This window comes from Streptomyces sp. DSM 40868 (genome assembly GCF_011820545.1).
Classification (GTDB): Bacteria; Actinomycetota; Actinomycetes; order Streptomycetales; family Streptomycetaceae; genus Streptomyces; species Streptomyces eurythermus.
On sequence record NZ_CP050504.1, the window covers coordinates 3,385,361 to 3,402,582 of the forward strand.

At 71.0% G+C, this 17,222-nt stretch carries 14 protein-coding genes and 1 pseudogene; 7 read left to right on the forward strand and 8 right to left on the reverse strand.

Annotated elements, in window-relative coordinates:
* From iolD to iolC, 4 genes are all read right to left on the reverse strand, one after another.
* Positions 1 to 1,881 carry a 3D-(3,5/4)-trihydroxycyclohexane-1,2-dione acylhydrolase (decyclizing) gene (iolD, locus tag HB370_RS15240; RefSeq protein WP_030782208.1) on the reverse strand — a complete coding sequence of 627 codons (1,881 nt, stop codon included), beginning with the start codon at positions 1,879 to 1,881 and terminating at the stop codon, positions 1 to 3.
* Complete coding sequence (gene iolB, locus HB370_RS15245) at positions 1,878 to 2,696, reverse strand: 5-deoxy-glucuronate isomerase (RefSeq protein WP_030782211.1); 819 nt, start codon at positions 2,694 to 2,696, stop codon at positions 1,878 to 1,880. Before iolB ends, iolD begins: the two co-directional genes overlap by 4 nt.
* Before the next feature lie 7 nt (positions 2,697 to 2,703).
* Positions 2,704 to 3,582 carry a hypothetical protein gene (locus HB370_RS15250; RefSeq protein WP_030782214.1) on the reverse strand — a complete coding sequence of 293 codons (879 nt, stop codon included), beginning with the start codon at positions 3,580 to 3,582 and terminating at the stop codon, positions 2,704 to 2,706.
* A 242-nt stretch (positions 3,583 to 3,824) separates the two neighbouring features.
* Entirely contained in the window at positions 3,825 to 4,775 is a 951-nt protein-coding gene (iolC, locus tag HB370_RS15255; RefSeq protein WP_030782218.1) for a 5-dehydro-2-deoxygluconokinase, read from the reverse strand.
* Between the two features lie 282 nt (positions 4,776 to 5,057).
* Here iolC and HB370_RS15260 point away from each other — a divergent pair, with 282 nt between their 5' ends.
* Positions 5,058 to 5,258, forward strand: coding sequence for a MerR family transcriptional regulator (locus tag HB370_RS15260; RefSeq protein ID WP_030607873.1), 201 nt, complete (start codon positions 5,058 to 5,060; stop codon positions 5,256 to 5,258).
* 18 nt (positions 5,259 to 5,276) lie between these two features.
* Here the strand turns inward: HB370_RS15260 and HB370_RS15265 are convergent, their stop codons facing one another.
* A complete protein-coding gene (locus tag HB370_RS15265; protein WP_030782223.1) occupies positions 5,277 to 6,320 on the reverse strand; it encodes a zinc-dependent alcohol dehydrogenase family protein in 1,044 nt (347 codons plus the stop codon).
* Positions 6,321 to 6,467: 147 nt separating this feature from the next.
* Here HB370_RS15265 and HB370_RS15270 point away from each other — a divergent pair, with 147 nt between their 5' ends.
* A complete protein-coding gene (locus HB370_RS15270; protein WP_030782225.1) occupies positions 6,468 to 6,686 on the forward strand; it encodes a heavy-metal-associated domain-containing protein in 219 nt (72 codons plus the stop codon).
* An 85-nt stretch (positions 6,687 to 6,771) separates the two neighbouring features.
* Positions 6,772 to 9,024 (forward strand): heavy metal translocating P-type ATPase, encoded by a 2,253-nt coding sequence (locus tag HB370_RS15275; RefSeq protein ID WP_030782228.1) that lies wholly within the window; start codon positions 6,772 to 6,774, stop codon positions 9,022 to 9,024.
* A 675-nt stretch (positions 9,025 to 9,699) separates the two neighbouring features.
* Here the strand turns inward: HB370_RS15275 and HB370_RS15280 are convergent.
* The 3 genes from HB370_RS15280 to HB370_RS15290 form a co-directional block, all read right to left on the reverse strand.
* On the reverse strand, positions 9,700 to 10,989 hold the full coding sequence (locus tag HB370_RS15280) for a citrate synthase (protein ID WP_030782231.1): 1,290 nt from the start codon (positions 10,987 to 10,989) through the stop codon (positions 9,700 to 9,702).
* 197 nt (positions 10,990 to 11,186) lie between these two features.
* On the reverse strand, positions 11,187 to 13,442 hold the full coding sequence (locus HB370_RS15285) for an ATP-dependent RecD-like DNA helicase (RefSeq protein WP_030782234.1): 2,256 nt from the start codon (positions 13,440 to 13,442) through the stop codon (positions 11,187 to 11,189).
* Positions 13,443 to 13,497: 55 nt separating this feature from the next.
* Positions 13,498 to 13,647: a hypothetical protein gene (locus HB370_RS15290; RefSeq protein ID WP_167512985.1), complete on the reverse strand. Its 150-nt coding sequence runs from the start codon at positions 13,645 to 13,647 to the stop codon at positions 13,498 to 13,500.
* A 435-nt stretch (positions 13,648 to 14,082) separates the two neighbouring features.
* Here HB370_RS15290 and HB370_RS15295 point away from each other — a divergent pair, with 435 nt between their 5' ends.
* The 4 genes and pseudogenes from HB370_RS15295 (at position 14,083) to HB370_RS15310 (ending at position 17,063) form a co-directional block, all read left to right on the forward strand.
* Entirely contained in the window at positions 14,083 to 14,829 is a 747-nt protein-coding gene (locus HB370_RS15295) for a GAF domain-containing protein (RefSeq protein ID WP_157855565.1), read from the forward strand.
* Positions 14,830 to 14,932: 103 nt separating this feature from the next.
* Positions 14,933 to 15,817, forward strand: a pseudogene (locus HB370_RS15300) (hypothetical protein).
* A gap of 14 nt (positions 15,818 to 15,831) precedes the next feature.
* A complete protein-coding gene (locus HB370_RS15305; protein ID WP_078637524.1) occupies positions 15,832 to 16,098 on the forward strand; it encodes a hypothetical protein in 267 nt (88 codons plus the stop codon).
* A 422-nt stretch (positions 16,099 to 16,520) separates the two neighbouring features.
* Positions 16,521 to 17,063, forward strand: coding sequence for an MOSC domain-containing protein (locus HB370_RS15310; protein ID WP_030782246.1), 543 nt, complete (start codon positions 16,521 to 16,523; stop codon positions 17,061 to 17,063).
* Positions 17,064 to 17,222: the final 159 nt, after the last annotated feature.

Here is a 17,222-nt window from a genome sequence, read left to right on the forward strand (position 1 = left end):
TCACAGATGGCGGCGTCGGGTGGAGACGTGCCGTTCGTACAGCTCGCGTGCCTTGACCGCGGACGGGCGGGTCGCGGTCGCGGCCACGGGAACATCCCACCAGGCCTGGGCGGGCGGCGCGCCCGACACAGTGTCGGACGTTTCGGTCTCCACGTAGACACATGTGGGGACGTCGGCGGCGCGCGCCTCGCCGAGCGCGGCCCGCAGCTCCTCCACGTTCCCCGCGCGCAGCACCCGCATGCCCAGGCTGGCCGCGTTGGCCGCGAGGTCCACGGGCAGCGGGGCGCCGGTGTAGGTGCCGTCCCCGGCCGGGTAGCGGTAGGCGGTGCCGAACCGTTCGGCGCCCACCGCCTCGGACAGCCCGCCGATGGAGGCGTAGCCGTGGTTCTGCAGCAGGACGAGCTTGATCGCCACGCCTTCCTGCACGGCCGTGACGATCTCCGTGGGCAGCATCAGATACGTGCCGTCGCCGACCAGCGCCCACACGTTGCGCTCCGGCGCGGCGAGCTTCACCCCGAGCGCGGCCGGGATCTCGTAGCCCATGCAGGAGTAGCCGTACTCCAGGTGGTACTGGTCCGCCGACCGTGCCCGCCACAGTTTGTGCAGGTCGCCGGGGAGCGAGCCGGCCGCGTTGACGATGATGTCCGACTCGTCCACCAGGGCGTCCAGCGCGCCGAGGACCTGCGGCTGGGTCGGGCGGGCGGCGGGGTCGGGGGCCGCGAAGCAGGCGTCGACGGTCCGCTCCCAGCGCTCCTTGGCCTCGGTGTACTCGGCGACGTACTCCCCCGCCACGCGGTGGCCGTGCATCCGCACCCGCTCGGTCAGTTCCTCCAGGCCGCTCCGCGCGTCCGCGACCAGCGGGAGCCCGGCGAGCTTGTGGCCGTCGAAGGGGGCGATGTTGAGGTTGAGGAAGCGGACGGCGGGGTTCTCGAAGAGGGTGCCGGAGGCGGTGGTGAAGTCGGTGTAGCGGGTGCCGACGCCGATCACCAGGTCGGCGGTGCGGGCCAGGGCGTCGGCGGTCGCGGTGCCGGTGTGCCCGATCCCGCCGACGTCCTGCGGGTGGTCGTGGCGCAGCGATCCCTTGCCGGCCTGGGTGGAGGCGACCGGGATGCCGGTGGCCGCGGCGAACTCGGCGAGGGCGGTCTCGGCGCGGCTGTGGTGGACGCCGCCGCCGGCGACGATCAGCGGCCGGCGTGCCGCGCGGACCGCTTGGACCGCCTCGGTCAGCTCGGCCGCGTCCGCGCCGGGCCGCCGTACGGTCCACACCCGCTCGGCGAAGAACCGCTCCGGCCAGTCGTGGGCTTCCGCCTGCACGTCCTGGGGCAGGGCGAGGGTGACCGCGCCGGTGTCCACCGGGTCGGCGAGCACCCGCATCGCCTGGAGGGCCGACGGGATCAGGGCCTCGGGGCGGGTGATCCGGTCGAAGTACTTCGACACCGGGCGCAGGGTGTCGTTGACCGACACATCGCCCGCGTACGGCACCTCCAGCTGTTGCAGGACCGGGTCGGCGGGGCGGGCGGCGAAGACGTCGCCGGGCAGCAGCAGCACCGGCAGGTGGTTGATGGTGGCGAGGGCGGCGCCGGTGACGAGGTTGGTCGCGCCGGGGCCGATGGAGGTGGTCACCGCGTGGGCGGACAGCCGGCCCGACTGGCGGGCGTAGCCGACGGCCGCGTGCACCATCGCCTGCTCGTTGCGGCCCTGGTGGTACGGCATGAGGTCCGCGTACTCGACCAGCGCCTGGCCGATCCCGGCGACGTTGCCGTGCCCGAAGATGCCCCACATGGCGCCGATCAGCCGCTGCCGGGTGCCGTCCCGCTCGGTGTACTGGGCGGCCAGGAAGCGGACCAGCGCCTGGGCCACGGTGAGCCGGATCGTCGTCATCGGTACCCCCCGGTGGTGTGGTCGGGATGGAAGCGGATGAGCCACTCCCGGTCGTCCCCCGGGCCCGCCATGACGTTCAGGTAGTACATGTCGTGCCCGGGCTGGGCGATGGACGGGCCGTGCCAGCCGTCGGGGACGAGGACGGCGTCGCCGGAGCGGACCTCGGCGAGCACGTCGGCACCGCCCTCGCGGGAGGGGGACACCCGCTGGTAGCCCAGGCCGCCGGGGCCGTCGATCTCGAAGTAGTAGATCTCCTCCAGCTCCGACTCCTCGCCCGGCCGGTGCTCGTCGTGCTTGTGCGGCGGGTACGAGGACCAGTTGCCGCCGGGGGTGACCACCTCCACGGCGATCAGCCGGTCGCACGGGAAGGTGTCGGCGGCGGCGAAGTTGCGCACCCGGCGGGCGCAGGTGCCGCTGCCGCGCTCCTCGACGGGGACCTCCGGCGCGGGGCCGTAGCGGGCGGGGAGTCTTCGCTCGCACTTCGCTCCTGCCAGGGCGAAGCGGCCTCCCGCGCCGGAGGCGATCTGGACCCGGGCGTCCCGGGGGGCGTACGCGAAGTCGGTGACGTCCGCGAACACGCTGTCCCGGCCCAGGAGTTGGAACTCGTCCTGCTCCGTTTGTACGGTACATCCGCCTTGCAGCGGAAGCACGATCCACTCGCTGTCGCCGGTGGCGAAGGTGTGGCTGCCGCCGGGGGCCAGCTCCACGACCCGCAGACCGCTGTACGTCCAGCCGGCCGTCTCGGGGCCGATGTCGAGGGCGTACCGGGCGTTCGCGGTGGTGCCCCTGGGCAGATGCAGACCGGTGCTTCTCATGTGCCCCTCACAGCAGTCCTACGGCGGTGTCCACGGCGGCGGCCACATCGCCGTCCGCCGGGTACAGCAGCGAGCGGCCCGCCACCAGGCCGCGCACGGTGGGCAGGCGCAGCGCCGCACGCCACTTGCCGTAGGCGGCGGCCCGGTCCGCCGGGGAGTCGCCGATGTCCCCGCCGAGCAGGACGGCGGGCAGCGTGGAGGTCCGCATGACCCGGGCCATGTCGTCGGGGTGCTCGGTGACCGGCACCTTCAGCCAGGTGTACGCGGAGGAGCCGCCGAGGCCGGAGGCGATGGCGATGGCCCGGGTGACCGCCTCGGCGGAGAGGTCGTTCACCAGTTCGCCGCCGGGGCCGCGGCGGCTGATGAACGGCTCCACGAACACCGGCAGCCGGCGGGCCGCCATGGCGTCGATGACGCGGGCGGCGGTCTCCAGGGTGGCCAGGGAGCCCGGGTCGGCGTAGTCGACGCGCAGCAGCAGCTTGCCCGCGTCGAAGCCGAGCCGCTCGATGTCCTCGGGGCGGTGGCCGGTGAACCGGTCGTCCAGCTCGAAGCTGGCCCCGTGCAGCCCGCCGCGGTTCATGGAGCCCAGGACGACCTTGTGCTCCAGGGCGCCGAGCAGCAGCAGGTCGTCCAGGATGTCGGCGGTGGCCAGCACCCCGTCGACACCGGGCCTGGACAGCGCGAGGCACAGCCGGTCCAGCAGGTCGGCCCGGTCGGCCATGGCGAGCCGCCGGTCGCCGACGTCGAGGGAGCCGCGGGCCGGGTGGTCGGCGGCGACGATCATCAGCCGCCCGCGGTCGTCCAGCAGGGGGCGGCGGGCCCGGCGCGCGGCTGCCTCGGCGATGGCCTCGGGGTGCCGGGCACGGATACGGACCAGCTCGGCCACGTCGACCCGGGGACGGGGGGCGTCCGTGGGGCCTTCTCGGAGCCCGGTGGCGCCGGTCGCGGCGGGGCGGTGGACGGTCTCACCGGTCGCGGCATCGTGGCGGACGGGCTCACCGGAACCGGCATCGTGGCGGACGGGCTCACCGGGTCCGTCCTGGTGCCCGGGGGTCCCGGCGGGCGTCGTGGCCCGGGGTCCGGTTCCCGCGCCGCCCCCGGTGTGCGTGCCCGTGACCCGCCCCGCTCTCACCGCACCGCTCCGGCGTCGAGCGCGGCGGCCACCTCGGCGGGGGTCGGCATCGCGGAGGAGCACTCCAGGCGGGAGGCGACGATGGCACCGGCCGCGTTGGCGTGCCGCATCACCGTCTCCAGGTCGTGCCCGGCCAGCAGGCCGTGACAGAGCGAGCCGCCGAAGGCGTCGCCGGCGCCGAGCCCGTTGAGGACGGTGACGGGCAGCGGCGGGACCTCCGCGGTCTCACCCGTACGGCTGACGGCGAGGACGCCCTTGGGTCCCTGTTTGACGACGGCCAGTTCGGCTCCGGCGTCCAGCAGGGCGCGGGCGGCGGCGTGCGGCTCACGCGTCCCGGTGGCGATCTCCACCTCGTCCAGGTTGCCGACGGCGACGGTGGCGTGGCGCAGGGCCTCGGCGTAGAAGGGGCGGGCGGCGCCCGGATCACCCCAGAACATGGGGCGCCAGTCCAGGTCGAAGACGGTGATGCCGGCCCTGGCCCGGTGGGCGAGCGCCGCGAGGGTCGTCGTACGGCTCGGCTCCTCGCTCAGTCCGGTGCCGGTGACCCAGAAGACCCGGGCCGCCGTGATGGCGTCCAGGTCCAGTTCACGGGGGTGGATCTCCAGGTCGGGGGCCTTGGGCCGGCGGTAGAAGTACAGCGGGAAGTCGTCCGGCGGGAAGATCTCGCAGAAGGTGACGGGGGTGGGCAGGCCGGGGACGGGGGTGACCCAGCGGTCGTCGACGCCGAAGCCGCGCAGGGCCTCGTGGAGGTAGGTGCCGAACGGGTCGTCGCCGGTGCGGGTGATCACTGCGGTGCGGCGGCCGAGCCGGGCCGCGGCGACCGCGACGTTGGCCGCGGAGCCGCCGAGGAACTTGCCGAAGGACGAGACCTGGGCGAGCGGGACGCCGGTCTGGAGCGGGTAGAGGTCCACCCCGATCCGCCCCATGGTGATCAGGTCGTAGGCCATCGGCTTCCCTTCGTCATGGCTCTTCCGGCTTTCTAGCCCGCGTACGGAACCGTGTCAACGTTTTGTCCGGACATACGGACCTCCCCGCTCCGGTACGCGGACCACCCGCCTTTCGCATGGATGCCCCTTGTGGCGGGTTCGTCACAAACACCTCTCTCCTGTCACAGATGTCACGCCTGTACGGGTTGTCGGTCACAGCCCGTCGACACCACTCCCGGGCGGTCACTCACCGTCGTCATCGTGCACAGGCTGGGTGATCGATCCACAGGGAGGTGCGGCTACATGACCGACCGGAGGCTCTGGTCCTACAAGGAGATCGCGGCGCACATCCGGGTGCGGCCGGACACCGTGCGGTCCTACCGCAAGCACGGACACCTGCCGCCGCCCGACCACGTGGAGGGCGGCAGGCCCTACTGGTACGCCGACACCGTCCGCGCCTGGGTCGCCGCGCGCCCCGGCAACCGCCGGCGCGGAGCCGGCTGACCGCACGGAGGCGACGCGTCAGCCCCAGGGCTCGATCACCGTGACGCCCGCCTCCGTCGCCGTACCCATCGCCGCGAGCGCCGCCGGGGCCGCGTCGAGCGGGATGGTGCGGGTCACCAGGAGGTCGGGGCGCAGGACGCCGGCGCCGACCAGGTGGAGCATGCCGGGGTAGGCATGGGCGGCCATGCCGTGGCTGCCGAGCAGCTCCAGCTCCAGGGCGATCGCGCGGGCCAGCGGCACCGGGGTGGTGCCGTCGGCCGAGGGCAGCAGGCCGACCTGGACGTGCCGGCCGCGGCGGCGCAGTCCGTTCACGGAGGCGGCGCAGGTGGCGGGCGAGCCGAGGGCGTCGAGCGAGAGATGGGCGCCGCCGCCGGTCAGTTCCCGGACGGCGGCGGCCGGGTCGGGCACGCCGGTCGCGTCGAGGCACTCGGCGGCGCCGAACCCGCGGGCCAGTTCCAGGGCCCGGGGCGAGATGTCGACCGCCACCACCCGGGCGCCCGAGGCCGCCGCGATCATCACCGCCGACAGGCCGACCCCGCCGCAGCCGTGCACCGCGACCCACTCCCCGGCCGCCACCCGGCCCTGCTGGACCACGGCCCGGAAGGCGGTGGCGAAGCGGCAGCCGAGGGCGGCGGCGGTGGCGTACGCCATGTCGTCCGGGAGGGCGACGAGGTTGACGTCGGCGTGGTCGAGGGCGACGTACTCGGCGAAGGAGCCCCAGTGGCTGAAGCCGGGCTGGGTCTGCCGTTCGCACACCTGCTGGTCGCCCGCCGCGCAAGCCCCGCAGGTGCCGCAGGCGCAGACGAACGGCACGGTGACCCGGTCGCCGGGCCGCCACCGGGTCACCCGGGCGCCGGCCGCCTCGACCACTCCGGCGAGTTCGTGCCCCGGCACGTGCGGCAGCGTGATGTCCGGGTCGTGCCCCGCCCAGCCGTGCCAGTCGCTGCGGCACAGGCCGGTGGCCTCCACCCGGACGACCACGCCGTGCGCCGCCGGTTCCGGGTCGGGCACCTCCCGTATCCCGGCCGGCTTTCCGTACTCCTCGAAGACCACGGCTCGCATACCCGCTCCTTTCGGGAAACCCGAAGGAAGGCTAGACGCTCCGGGGAGTCGCTTGGCTTCATACCCCCTAGGGGTATACAGTACGGATATCGGGGTTCCTCCGGGTGCCCCACCGGTCCCACACGCGCCTCGACGAGGAGTAACGACATGACCACCGTCACCACCGTCTACAAGGTCACCGGCATGAGCTGCGGCCACTGCGAGGGCTCCGTCTCCGAGGAGATCTCCCGCATCCCCGGCGTCAGCTCGGTGAAGGCCGTCGCGTCGAGCGGCGAGGTGACCGTCGTGTCCGCCGCCCCGCTCGACGAGGAGGCCGTGCGCGCCGCCGTCGACGAGGCCGGCTACGAGCTGGCCGGCCAGGCCTGAGCACCACCCCCCGATCCCCGACCGGGCCGTGCCGACCAGCTGATACTGGATCCGTACGGCCCGGTCCGATGTCTGGAGTCCGGACATGACCAGCACCACCGCAAAGCCGCCGGCCCCGGCGCCCGGCACCGAACAGGTCGAGCTGCTCATCGGCGGCATGACCTGCGCCTCCTGTGCCGCCCGGGTGGAGAAGAAGCTCAACCGGATGGACGGCGTCAGCGCCACCGTCAACTTCGCCACCGAGAAGGCCAAGGTCACCTTCGCCGACGGCATCGAGGTCGCCGACCTGATCGCCACCGTCGAGAAGACCGGCTACACCGCCGAGGAACCCCGGCCGCCGGAGCCCGAGACCGAGACCGCGCCGGAGAGCCCCGGACGGGACGCCGAACTCGGCGAGCTGAGGCACCGTCTGCTCGTCTCGGCGCTGCTCGCCGCGCCCGTGGTCCTGCTCGCGATGGTCCCCGCGCTGCAGTTCGCCAACTGGCAGTGGCTCTCGCTCACCCTGGCCGCGCCGGTCGTCGTCTGGGGCGGCGCGCCCTTCCACCGGGCCGCCTGGACCAACCTCCGGCACGGCGCGGCCACCATGGACACCCTCGTCTCGGTCGGCACGCTGGCCGCGTTCGGCTGGTCGCTGTGGGCGCTGTTCTTCGGTGACGCGGGCACGCACGGCATGCACGACGAGTTCCGGCTCACCGTCTCCCGCATGGACGGCACCTCCACCATCTACCTGGAGGTCGCCTCCGGGGTGATCGCGCTGATCCTGCTCGGCCGCTATCTGGAGGCCCGCTCCAAGCGCCGCGCCGGTGCCGCCCTGAAGGCCCTGATGGAGCTGGGCGCCAAGGACGTGGCGGTGCTGCGGAACGGGCGCGAGGTGCGGGTACCGGTGGCCGATCTGGCCGTGGGCGACCGGTTCGTCGTACGGCCCGGCGAGAAGATCGCCACCGACGGCACGGTGGTCGAGGGCATCTCCGCGGTGGACGCGTCCATGCTGACCGGCGAGTCGGTGCCGGTGGACGTCGGTCCCGGCGACCGGGTCACCGGCGCCACGGTCAACGCCGGCGGCCGGCTGGTCGTGGAGGCGACCCGGGTCGGCGCGGACACCCAGCTCGCCCGGATGGCCCGGCTGGTGGAGGACGCGCAGAACGGCAAGGCCGAGGTGCAGCGGCTCGCCGACCGGATCTCCGCCGTCTTCGTCCCGGTGGTCATCCTGATCGCGCTCGGCACCTTCGGCGTCTGGCTGGCGGTCACCGGGGACACGGTCGCCGCGTTCACGGCCGCCGTCGCCGTCCTGATCATCGCCTGCCCCTGCGCGCTGGGCCTGGCCACGCCGACCGCGCTGATGGTGGGCACCGGGCGCGGCGCCCAGCTGGGCATCCTGATCAAGGGCCCCGAGGTGCTGGAGTCCACGCGCCGGGTGGACACGGTCGTCCTGGACAAGACCGGCACGGTCACCACCGGCCGGATGACCCTCCAGGACGTGTACGTGGCCGAGGGCGAGGACGAGAAGGAGCTGCTGCGCCTCGCGGGCGCCCTGGAGCACGCCTCCGAGCACCCGGTGGCCCGCGCCATCGCCGCCGGCGCGGAAGAACGCGCCGGAGTCCTTCCGCCGGTCGAGCACTTCGAGAACGTGCCCGGGCGGGGCGTGCGCGGGCGCGTGAACGGCCGTGAGGTGGCCGTGGGGCGGCTCTACGACGAGCTGCCGCCGGAGCTGGCGCACGCGGCCCGGGAGGCCGAGCAGCAGGGCCGTACGGCCGTCGTGGCCGGCTGGGACGGGCGGGCCCGCGGGGTCCTCGCGGTCGCCGACGCGGTCAAGGAGACCAGCGCCGACGCCATCCGCGAGCTGCGCGGACTGGGCCTGACGCCGGTGCTGCTCACCGGGGACAACCGGACGGTCGCCGAGGCGGTCGCGGGCACCGTCGGCATCGACCCGGGGAACGTGTACGCCGAGGTGCTGCCCGAGGACAAGGTGGACGTCGTACGGCGGCTCCAGGCCGAGGGCCGGGCCGTGGCCATGGTCGGCGACGGCGTGAACGACGCCGCCGCGCTGGCCACCGCCGACCTGGGCCTGGCCATGGGCACCGGTACGGACGCGGCGATCGAGGCCGGCGATCTGACGCTGGTGCGCGGGGACCTGCGGGTGGCCGCGGACGCCATCCGGCTGTCCCGCCGGACGCTGGCCACCATCAAGGGCAACCTGGTGTGGGCGTTCGGCTACAACGTCGCCGCGCTGCCGCTGGCCGCCGCCGGGCTGCTCAACCCGATGATCGCCGGGGCCGCCATGGCCTTCTCCTCGGTCTTCGTCGTGACCAACAGCCTGCGGCTGCGCGCCTTCCGGTGAACGGAAGCCGAATTTCGGAATCGATCTTCCGATCCCCCTGGAGTCCTGCGCGAGCCTCACATAAGCTCTTCACAAGCCTCGCGCATCTTCCTTACGCCTGGGCCTCGATTGCCATATCGGGGCTCTTGCGCACTTAAGGGACATATGCAAGAGACGCACATCACAGTGATGCGAACGTAACCATCGAAGGGGTTCGAAGGTCTAAGTTGGCGATTGTCAGGCCGACGTCTTGGGGGGCGTCGACTGGCGTCTGGGGATGTCTTGGGGGACTTTCCCAGAAGGGGGTACCTCCCGGCTCGCACGACGTTGAGAGCTTGGGGGAGCGTTGCCGGGGCACGTACACCGGGAAGCTTTGAGCGGCCCTCCCAGCGTGCGCTGTCCCGGCAGACCGCACCGCATCACTGGAGTACGGCGAGTTCGCTCGCGCGTGCTCAGACAGCGATTCAGGCGCTGTCCTCTCCGAGCGCCCGGCCGGATCCCGTGGGGGGAATCCGCACCGGGACATGGGAAGGCGCCCTGGTCGTCGGCCCGTGGGGGGACCGGCGGCTCGGGGCGCCTTCCACCTTTTGTGACGCTTCTCGTGAGGCTTTCTCGCCTCTCGATCACCCGCGGGTGATCACTTCCGAGCGCCGAACCGGGGCCCGTCCGCCCGGACGGGCCCCGTGCTCAGTGCGCTCAGCGCTCCTCGACCGGGACGAAGTCGCGCTCGACCACGCCGGTGTAGATCTGGCGCGGGCGGCCGATGCGGGAGCCCGGCTCCTTGATCATCTCGGTCCACTGGGCGATCCAGCCCGGCAGCCGGCCGAGGGCGAACAGGACCGTGAACATCTCGGTCGGGAAGCCCATGGCCCGGTAGATCAGACCGGTGTAGAAGTCCACGTTCGGGTAGAGCTTGCGCTCGGTGAAGTAGTCGTCGGAGAGCGCGTGCTCCTCCAGCTTCAGGGCGATGTCGAGGAGCTCGTCCTCCTTGCCCAGCGCGGAGAGGACATCGTGCGCGGCGGCCTTGATGATCTTGGCGCGCGGGTCGAAGTTCTTGTAGACCCGGTGGCCGAAGCCCATCAGGCGGACGCCGTCCTCCTTGTTCTTCACCTTGCGGATGAAGGTGTCGACATCGCCGCCGGAGTCGCGGATGCCCTCCAGCATCTCCAGCACCGACTGGTTGGCGCCGCCGTGCAGCGGGCCCCACAGCGCGTTGATGCCGGCCGAGATCGACGCGAACATGTTGGCCTGCGAGGAACCGACCAGGCGGACCGTGGAGGTCGAACAGTTCTGCTCGTGGTCGGCGTGCAGGATCAGCAGCTTGTCCAGCGCCGAGACCACGACCGGATCCAGGTCGTACTCCTGCGCCGGGACCGAGAAGGTCATGCGCAGGAAGTTCTCGACGTAGCCGAGGTCGTTGCGCGGGTAGACGAACGGGTGGCCGATCGACTTCTTGTACGCGTACGCGGCGATGGTCGGGAGCTTGGCGAGCAGCCGGATCGTGGAGAGGTCGCGCTGCTTCTCGTCGAACGGATTGTGGCTGTCCTGGTAGAAGGTGGACAGCGCCGAGACGACCGAGGACAGCATCGCCATCGGGTGGGCGTCGCGCGGGAAGCCCCGGTAGAAGTTCTTGACGTCCTCGTGCAGCAGCGTGTGCCGCGTGATGTCGTTTTTGAACGTCGTCAGCTGGTCGACGGTGGGGAGCTCGCCGTTGATGAGCAGGTACGCCACCTCGAGGAAGGTGGAGCGCTCGGCCAGCTGCTCGATGGGGTAGCCGCGGTAGCGGAGGATGCCCGCCTCGCCGTCGAGGTAGGTGATCGCGGATTTATAGGCGGCCGTGTTGCCGTACCCGCTGTCCAGGGTCACCAGACCGGTCTGGGCGCGGAGCTTCCCGATGTCGAAGCCCTTGTCGCCGACGGTGCTGTCGACCACCGGGTAGGTGTACTCGCCGTCGCCGTACCGCAGTACTACAGAGTTGTCGCTCACGTCTTCCCTCACCGACGTAGTGCCTCATCTTCGAGGTGCCCTGACTGTCTCTACCATCCCCCATTTGGCTCAGGAGAGTGCACTCGGGGTCGACCATTGGGCCTATTGACGGCACTCAGTGCCGCCAGCCTGCCCATCCTGCCCCCTTCGCGGGGGTTCCGGAAGTGCTCTGTGACCTTCACGACTCGTTTGATCGATCATTTTGTGCCGAGCCTGAAGTCCAGGGCCGTACAGCGCCGTCCGGCGGACACCGTGCGCACCGCCTGGCCGATCGCCTTGCGTGATCCGACGAGTACGACCAGCCGCCGGGCCCGGGTGACCGCCGTGTACAGCAGGTTCCGCTGGAGCATCATCCATGCCCCGGTCGTGACGGGAATCACCACGGCGGGATACTCGCTGCCCTGCGAACGGTGGATGGTCACCGCGTACGCGTGGGCCAGTTCGTCCAGTTCGTCGAATTCGTACGGGACCTCCTCGTCCTCGTCCGTCAGCACCGTCAGACGCTGGTCGACCGGGTCGAGCGAGGTCACGACGCCCACGGTGCCGTTGAAGACACCGTTCTTCCCTTTCTCGTAATTGTTGCGAATCTGGGTGACCTTGTCGCCGACGCGGAAGACCCGGCCGCCGAACCGCTTCTCCGGCTGATCGGGGCGGCCGGGCGTGATGGCCTGCTGGAGCAGGCCGTTGAGCGCGCCGGCGCCGGCCGGGCCGCGGTGCATCGGCGCGAGCACCTGTACGTCCCGGCGCGGGTCCAGCCCGAATTTGGCGGGAATTCGCCGTGCGGCGACGTCCACGGTGAGCCGGCCGGCGGCCTCGGTGTCGTCCTCCACGAACAGGAAGAAGTCCTTCATCCCGTCGGTGAGCGGGTGCTGCCCGGCGTTGATGCGGTGCGCGTTGGTGACCACCCCGGACTGCTGGGCCTGCCGGAAGACCCGGGTGAGCCGGACCGCGGGGACGGGGCTGCCGTCGGCGAGCAGGTCCCGCAGCACTTCTCCGGCGCCGACGCTGGGCAGCTGGTCCACGTCCCCGACGAACAGCAGATGGGCGCCCGGGGGCACGGCCTTGACCAGCTTGTTGGCGAGCAGCAGGTCCAGCATGGATGCCTCGTCCACCACCACCAGGTCGGCGTCCAGCGGGCGGTCGCGGTCATAGGCCGCGTCCCCGCCGGGCTTCAGCTCCAGCAGGCGGTGCACGGTGGATGCCTCGGCGCCGGTCAGCTCCGCCAGCCGTTTGGCCGCGCGGCCGGTCGGGGCGGCGAGCAGCACCTTGGCGCGCCGGGCCCGGGCCAGCTCCACGATCGAGCGGACGGTGAACGACTTGCCGCAGCCCGGGCCGCCGGTGAGGACGGCGACCTTCTCCGTCAGCGCGAGCTTGACCGCCGCCTCCTGTTCGGGCGCGAGGTCGGCGCCGGTGCGGGTCTTCAGCCAGCCGAGCGCCTTCGCCCAGTCGACGTCCCGGAAGCCCGGCATCCGGTCCTCACCGGTGCGCAGCAGCCGCAGCAGCTGGGCGGACAGGGAGAGTTCGGCGCGGTGGAAGGGCACCAGGTAGACGGCGCTGACCGGCTCCTCGTCGCCGTCGGGACCGGGCACCTTCTCCCGTACGACGCCGGGGTCGGCGCCGTCCTCGGGGGGCTCGGCCAGCTCGGCCAGGCACTCGATGACCAGCCCGGTGTCGACCTGGAGCAGCTTGACGGCGTCGGCGATCAGCCGTTCCTCCGGCAGGAAGCAGTGTCCCTGGTCGGCGGACTGCGACAGCGCGTACTGCAGGCCGGCCTTCACGCGCGCGGGGCTGTCGTGCGGGATGCCGACCGACTGGGCGATCTTGTCGGCGGTGAGGAAGCCGATGCCCCAGACGTCGGCGGCGAGCCGGTACGGCTGCTCCTTGACGACGGAGATGGACTCGTCGCCGTACTTCTTGTAGATCCGCACGGCGATGGAGGTGGACACCTCGACGGTCTGGAGGAAGAGCATGACCTCCTTGATCGCCTTCTGCTCCTCCCAGGCGTCGGCGATCTTCTTCGTGCGCTTCGGGCCGAGGCCGGGCACCTCGATCAGACGCTTCGGCTCCTCCTCGATGATCCGCAGGGTGTCGAGGCCGAAGTGCTGCGTGATGCGGTCGGCGAAGACCGGGCCGATGCCCTTGACCAGCCCGGATCCCAGATAACGGCGGATGCCCTGGACGGTGGCCGGCAGGACCGTCGTGTAGTTCTCCACATGGAACTGCTTGCCGTACTGGGGGTGCGAGCCCCAGCGGCCCTCCATGCGCAGGGACTCCCCCACCTGGGCACCGAGCAGCGCGCCGACCACCGTGAGAAGGTCGCCGGCGCCTCTGCCCGTGTCGACCCGGGCGACGGTGTAGCCGTTCTCCTCATTGGCGTACGTGATGCGCTCCAGCACGCCTTCGAGGACGGCGAGACGCCGTTCATCGCTGGAGTTCCCCGCCTGTCGGTCCATGATCCGACGGTACCGGTGGGGTATGACAGGCCGCCCGCGCGGCCGGGCCCGTGCTTCAGCCGGCCTTCTTGTCGGCCTTGTCGCCGGGTGACAGCAGCGTCTTCAGACGCATCAAGAGCGAGGCGCGTGGCTCACTGGCTCCGCTGAGGCTCGCCCGTACGCTCTCGAAGTCCATGGAGCGCAGCGCCGTGGCTTTCCGCTTCATGTACTCGGCCGGATCTCTTTCGAACTCGCGGACCGCGGGGTCCGTGTCTAAGACGACCCCGCTCCACACCTCACTGTGCGCAGTGCTCATGCTCGCGCTCCCCCCCGGGTTCGACTCGGAGGACGGGTGGCTCCCGCCGTTCTGGGTCGGCATGCGCCCTCCAAGCGTTGACGGTACAGTCTCGGCTGATGGCTTGTCAGCGTCAATCCGACGGTATGGCTTACGGATTGACAATCGGCCCGGTTCAAGAGGCTGACATCGTCCATGAACGAACCGTCCGCCTCCCGGTCACGGCCCGGACACCTTCCGTCACCGTATTGATACCCAGAGACACGCCCACCGAAACGACAGAACCACCCACTTGGCCTAACTCTGCGTGTAGTCTCCGTCGCTATGTCCTTGAGTGGATTACGGGTGGGCTGGGGTACCACGACGATGGGGACGCTGAGCGTCGTCACCTACGTGGCGCCGATCGTCCTAGGTCTTGGCCTGGAACTGCCGATATGGCTCGCCATGACCATCATGGGTGTCGGCGTCATCGCCACGGTGGCCACGGTCATCGTGTCCCGGCGGGAGGCGGTCGCCGCCCGGCGCGACCTCGTCACCGCCGAACAGGCCGCGAAGGTCGCCGCGGAGCGGGCCCGCGGCGCCATGGAAGACGTGCTCACGGTGCTGGTCCACCACATCGGGGAGATCGTCAGCGCGAACAGCAAGAGCACGCGCAGTCAGCTCCAGCAGCAGATGAAGCAGGCCATCGTCTCCCTCACCGCCCAGCTCATCGGACCGGACAACGCGCGCGCGTGCGTCCTGGAGGTCGACCCGGCGTCCCAGGTGACCGGGGTCCGGGAGATGAAGTGCCTGAACGGCCTGTGGATGGGGCGGGCGGAGGCGCCGCGGACGGTGTTCCGCGAGGACCAGGCGCGCGGGGCGTCCCTGCTGAAGCTGATGGACGACCGCAAGAGCACGTTCGTGGAGAACGTCGACGCGCTCGACCCCGCGCTGCGTCCCGAGACGGACTCGTACAAGACCTACATCACCGCCACCATCACGGCCGCCGGCAAGGACGCGTTCGGCGTCCTGTGCGTGGACGCCCCTTGCCCCGGGAACCTCCGCAAGGAGGACGTCCGCCTGGTGGAAGTCCTGGCCCGCCTGCTGGGCGCGGCGCTGGCGGTACGCCGCTGAGTCTTTCAACAGCTCTCACCCGAACGTGAGCCGAGCGCCTCGTACGGGTGCGCGACCTCTCGGCGGCCTGGCTCGTTGAGCAGGCCGTACGAAAGGAGAGCTGATGGTCGGCTCGTCGCATGAGGCGCTGCACCGGATCTTCCAGAAGGACCCGGAGCTGCTGACGCGGGCGTTGCAGCGGGTGTTGCACGTGCCGTTTCCCCGGCCCAGGGAGATCGCGGCGCTGAACGTGGACCTGACGGAGATCGAGCCGGTCGAGCGCCGGGTGGACACGTTGCTGCGGGCGGAGACGGACGAGGGTACGTACCTGCTGGTCGTGGAGTCGCAGGGGAAGGCGGACGAGCGGAAGCGGGGCAGCTAGCCGTACTACCTGTCGTACCTGTACGAGAAGTACCGCTGCGAGCCGGTGCTGATCGTGATCACGCAGAGCAGCTCCACGGCGAAGTGGGCCTCGCGGCCGATCCGGCTGGGTTTCCCGGGCTGGCACTCGTTGTCGGTGCGGCCGTTGGTGCTGGGGCCGGACAACGTGCCGGTGATCGCGGACGAGAAGCAGGCGGAGGCGGATCCCACGCTCGCGGTGCTGTCGGCGATGACACACGGGCGTGGGCCGGGGGCGATGGCCATACTGGAATCCCTGGCATCCGCCCTGCGGACCATCGACTCCGACAGTGCCGCGGTCTTCGCGCAGTTCGTCGACTCATGCCTGGTCGATCCCCAGGCGAAGCAGATGCGGAGGGATCTGATGACGGCTGTCCAGTACTTCTGGCGACACCCGCTTGCCGAGCAGGTGCGAGAGGAAGGGAGGGAGCAGGGGCGCCTTCAGGACCGGCAGGAGATGACTCTCCACGTCCTGGAGTGGCGCGGCATCCCGGTACCTGACGCCGTCCGTGAGCGAGTACTCGCCTGCGAGGACCTCGATCGGCTCGAGGTGTGGGCCCAGCGAGCCGTTCACGCAACGGATGCGGTGGAGTTGTTCGCCTGCGAGTGAGGGAAGACCTGACGATGGCGATCCAGTACTTCTGGCGGCACCCGCTTGCCGAGCAGGTGCGTGAGGAAGGGCGAAGGCAAGGTCTGGAACAGGCGCGGAAGCAAGGGCTCGTCGAGGGCTGGAAGGAGATGATCCCCCGCATTCTGGAGTGGCGTGGCATCCCGGTGCCCGACTCCGTCCGTGAGCGAGTACTCGCCTGCGAGGACCTCGATCGGCTCGAGGTGTGGGCCCAGCGAGCCGTTCACGCTACGGACGCCGCGGAGTTGTTCGCCGGCGAGTGAGCACGTGGCCGTTGGGCCGCTCGCTTCTTGGGCAGTGTCGGGCTTCCGCGAGGTGAGTCAAGGGCGCTGCGCGTCGCCTTCGGCGATGGCCCTGCGGGCCACCCTTGACACACCTCGCTCCAGCCCTGGGTAGAAGCGAGCGAGCGGCCCGGAGGAGCGGTGGGCCGGGCCGGTGGCCGGGCCCTCGGGTGGGCTTCGTGGTTCTGTCGGCCGGGGGCGCGGTCGCTTCTCGCATGCACGCCGGGTGCGTGCGGCGGCTTGCGGTGGGTGGGAGTGAGTGGTGCGTTCTCGCCGTCAGGGAGCCTGGTCGGCTCCCCCGGCCGTTCAACGGCCTGCCTCGCGTTGATCGCGGAGTGCTGCGCGCTGAGGGTCGCGGGCTAGGGTCGTGACGCTTCATCACCACCGAGAAGGGGGACCGCGGGATGAGCGGAACGGTAACGGCGGTCAGCAGCAACAGCGAGTACTCCTTTACCAAGCCCAACAGGCCCAGCATCACGTTGCTTGCCGGGCTCGGGGTGGAGGGGGACGTGCACGCCGGCGTCACGGTCAAGCACCGCTCGCGTGTCGCGCAGGACCCCACCCAGCCGAATCTGCGCCAGGTCCACCTCATTCACGAGGAGCTCTTCACCGAAGTCGGCGAAGACGGATTCAAGGTGGCGCCCGGCGAACTCGGCGAGAACATCACCACGAGCGGCATCGACTTGCTCAGCCTGCCGGTCGGGACGCTGCTGCACATCGGCGACGAGGCGATCGTCGAGGTTACTGGCCTGCGTAATCCCTGCCTGCAGATCGACAACTTCCAGGACGGGTTGCTGAAGAAGGTCGTCGGCCGTGACGAGGCCGGGAACGTCGTGCGCAAGGCCGGAATCATGAGCGTCGTCCAGGTGGGCGGCGTGGTGCGCCCCGGTGACACGATCACGGTGGAGCTTCCGGACGAGCCGCATCGGCCCCTCGACCGGGTCTGACCCTCCTTCGCGAACAAGCCGTGGTGTGTCCATGGCCGCGGGTTCGTGTGGTGTGAACATCAAGCCGGCCCGCGCGGCCATGGCTCACCATTTCTGGACCAGCCATTCCAAAAGTGAGGGTGGCACAGCGGAGGTCTTACGGGCCCTGAGGTGGGTGGT

Coding starts and splice junctions, on each gene's coding strand:
- iolB (WP_030782211.1), bottom strand. CDS start 2,696: ATGAGAAGCACCGGTCTGCATCTGCCCAGGGGCACCACCGCGAACGCC.
- HB370_RS15285 (WP_030782234.1), bottom strand. CDS start 13,442: ATGGACCGACAGGCGGGGAACTCCAGCGATGAACGGCGTCTCGCCGTC.
- HB370_RS15310 (WP_030782246.1), top strand. CDS start 16,521: ATGAGCGGAACGGTAACGGCGGTCAGCAGCAACAGCGAGTACTCCTTT.
- HB370_RS15265 (WP_030782223.1), bottom strand. CDS start 6,320: ATGCGAGCCGTGGTCTTCGAGGAGTACGGAAAGCCGGCCGGGATACGG.
- HB370_RS15290 (WP_167512985.1), bottom strand. CDS start 13,647: ATGAAGCGGAAAGCCACGGCGCTGCGCTCCATGGACTTCGAGAGCGTA.
- iolC (WP_030782218.1), bottom strand. CDS start 4,775: ATGGCCTACGACCTGATCACCATGGGGCGGATCGGGGTGGACCTCTAC.
- iolD (WP_030782208.1), bottom strand. CDS start 1,881: ATGACGACGATCCGGCTCACCGTGGCCCAGGCGCTGGTCCGCTTCCTG.
- HB370_RS15305 (WP_078637524.1), top strand. CDS start 15,832: ATGGCGATCCAGTACTTCTGGCGGCACCCGCTTGCCGAGCAGGTGCGT.
- HB370_RS15270 (WP_030782225.1), top strand. CDS start 6,468: ATGACCACCGTCACCACCGTCTACAAGGTCACCGGCATGAGCTGCGGC.
- HB370_RS15275 (WP_030782228.1), top strand. CDS start 6,772: ATGACCAGCACCACCGCAAAGCCGCCGGCCCCGGCGCCCGGCACCGAA.
- HB370_RS15260 (WP_030607873.1), top strand. CDS start 5,058: ATGACCGACCGGAGGCTCTGGTCCTACAAGGAGATCGCGGCGCACATC.
- HB370_RS15295 (WP_157855565.1), top strand. CDS start 14,083: ATGGGGACGCTGAGCGTCGTCACCTACGTGGCGCCGATCGTCCTAGGT.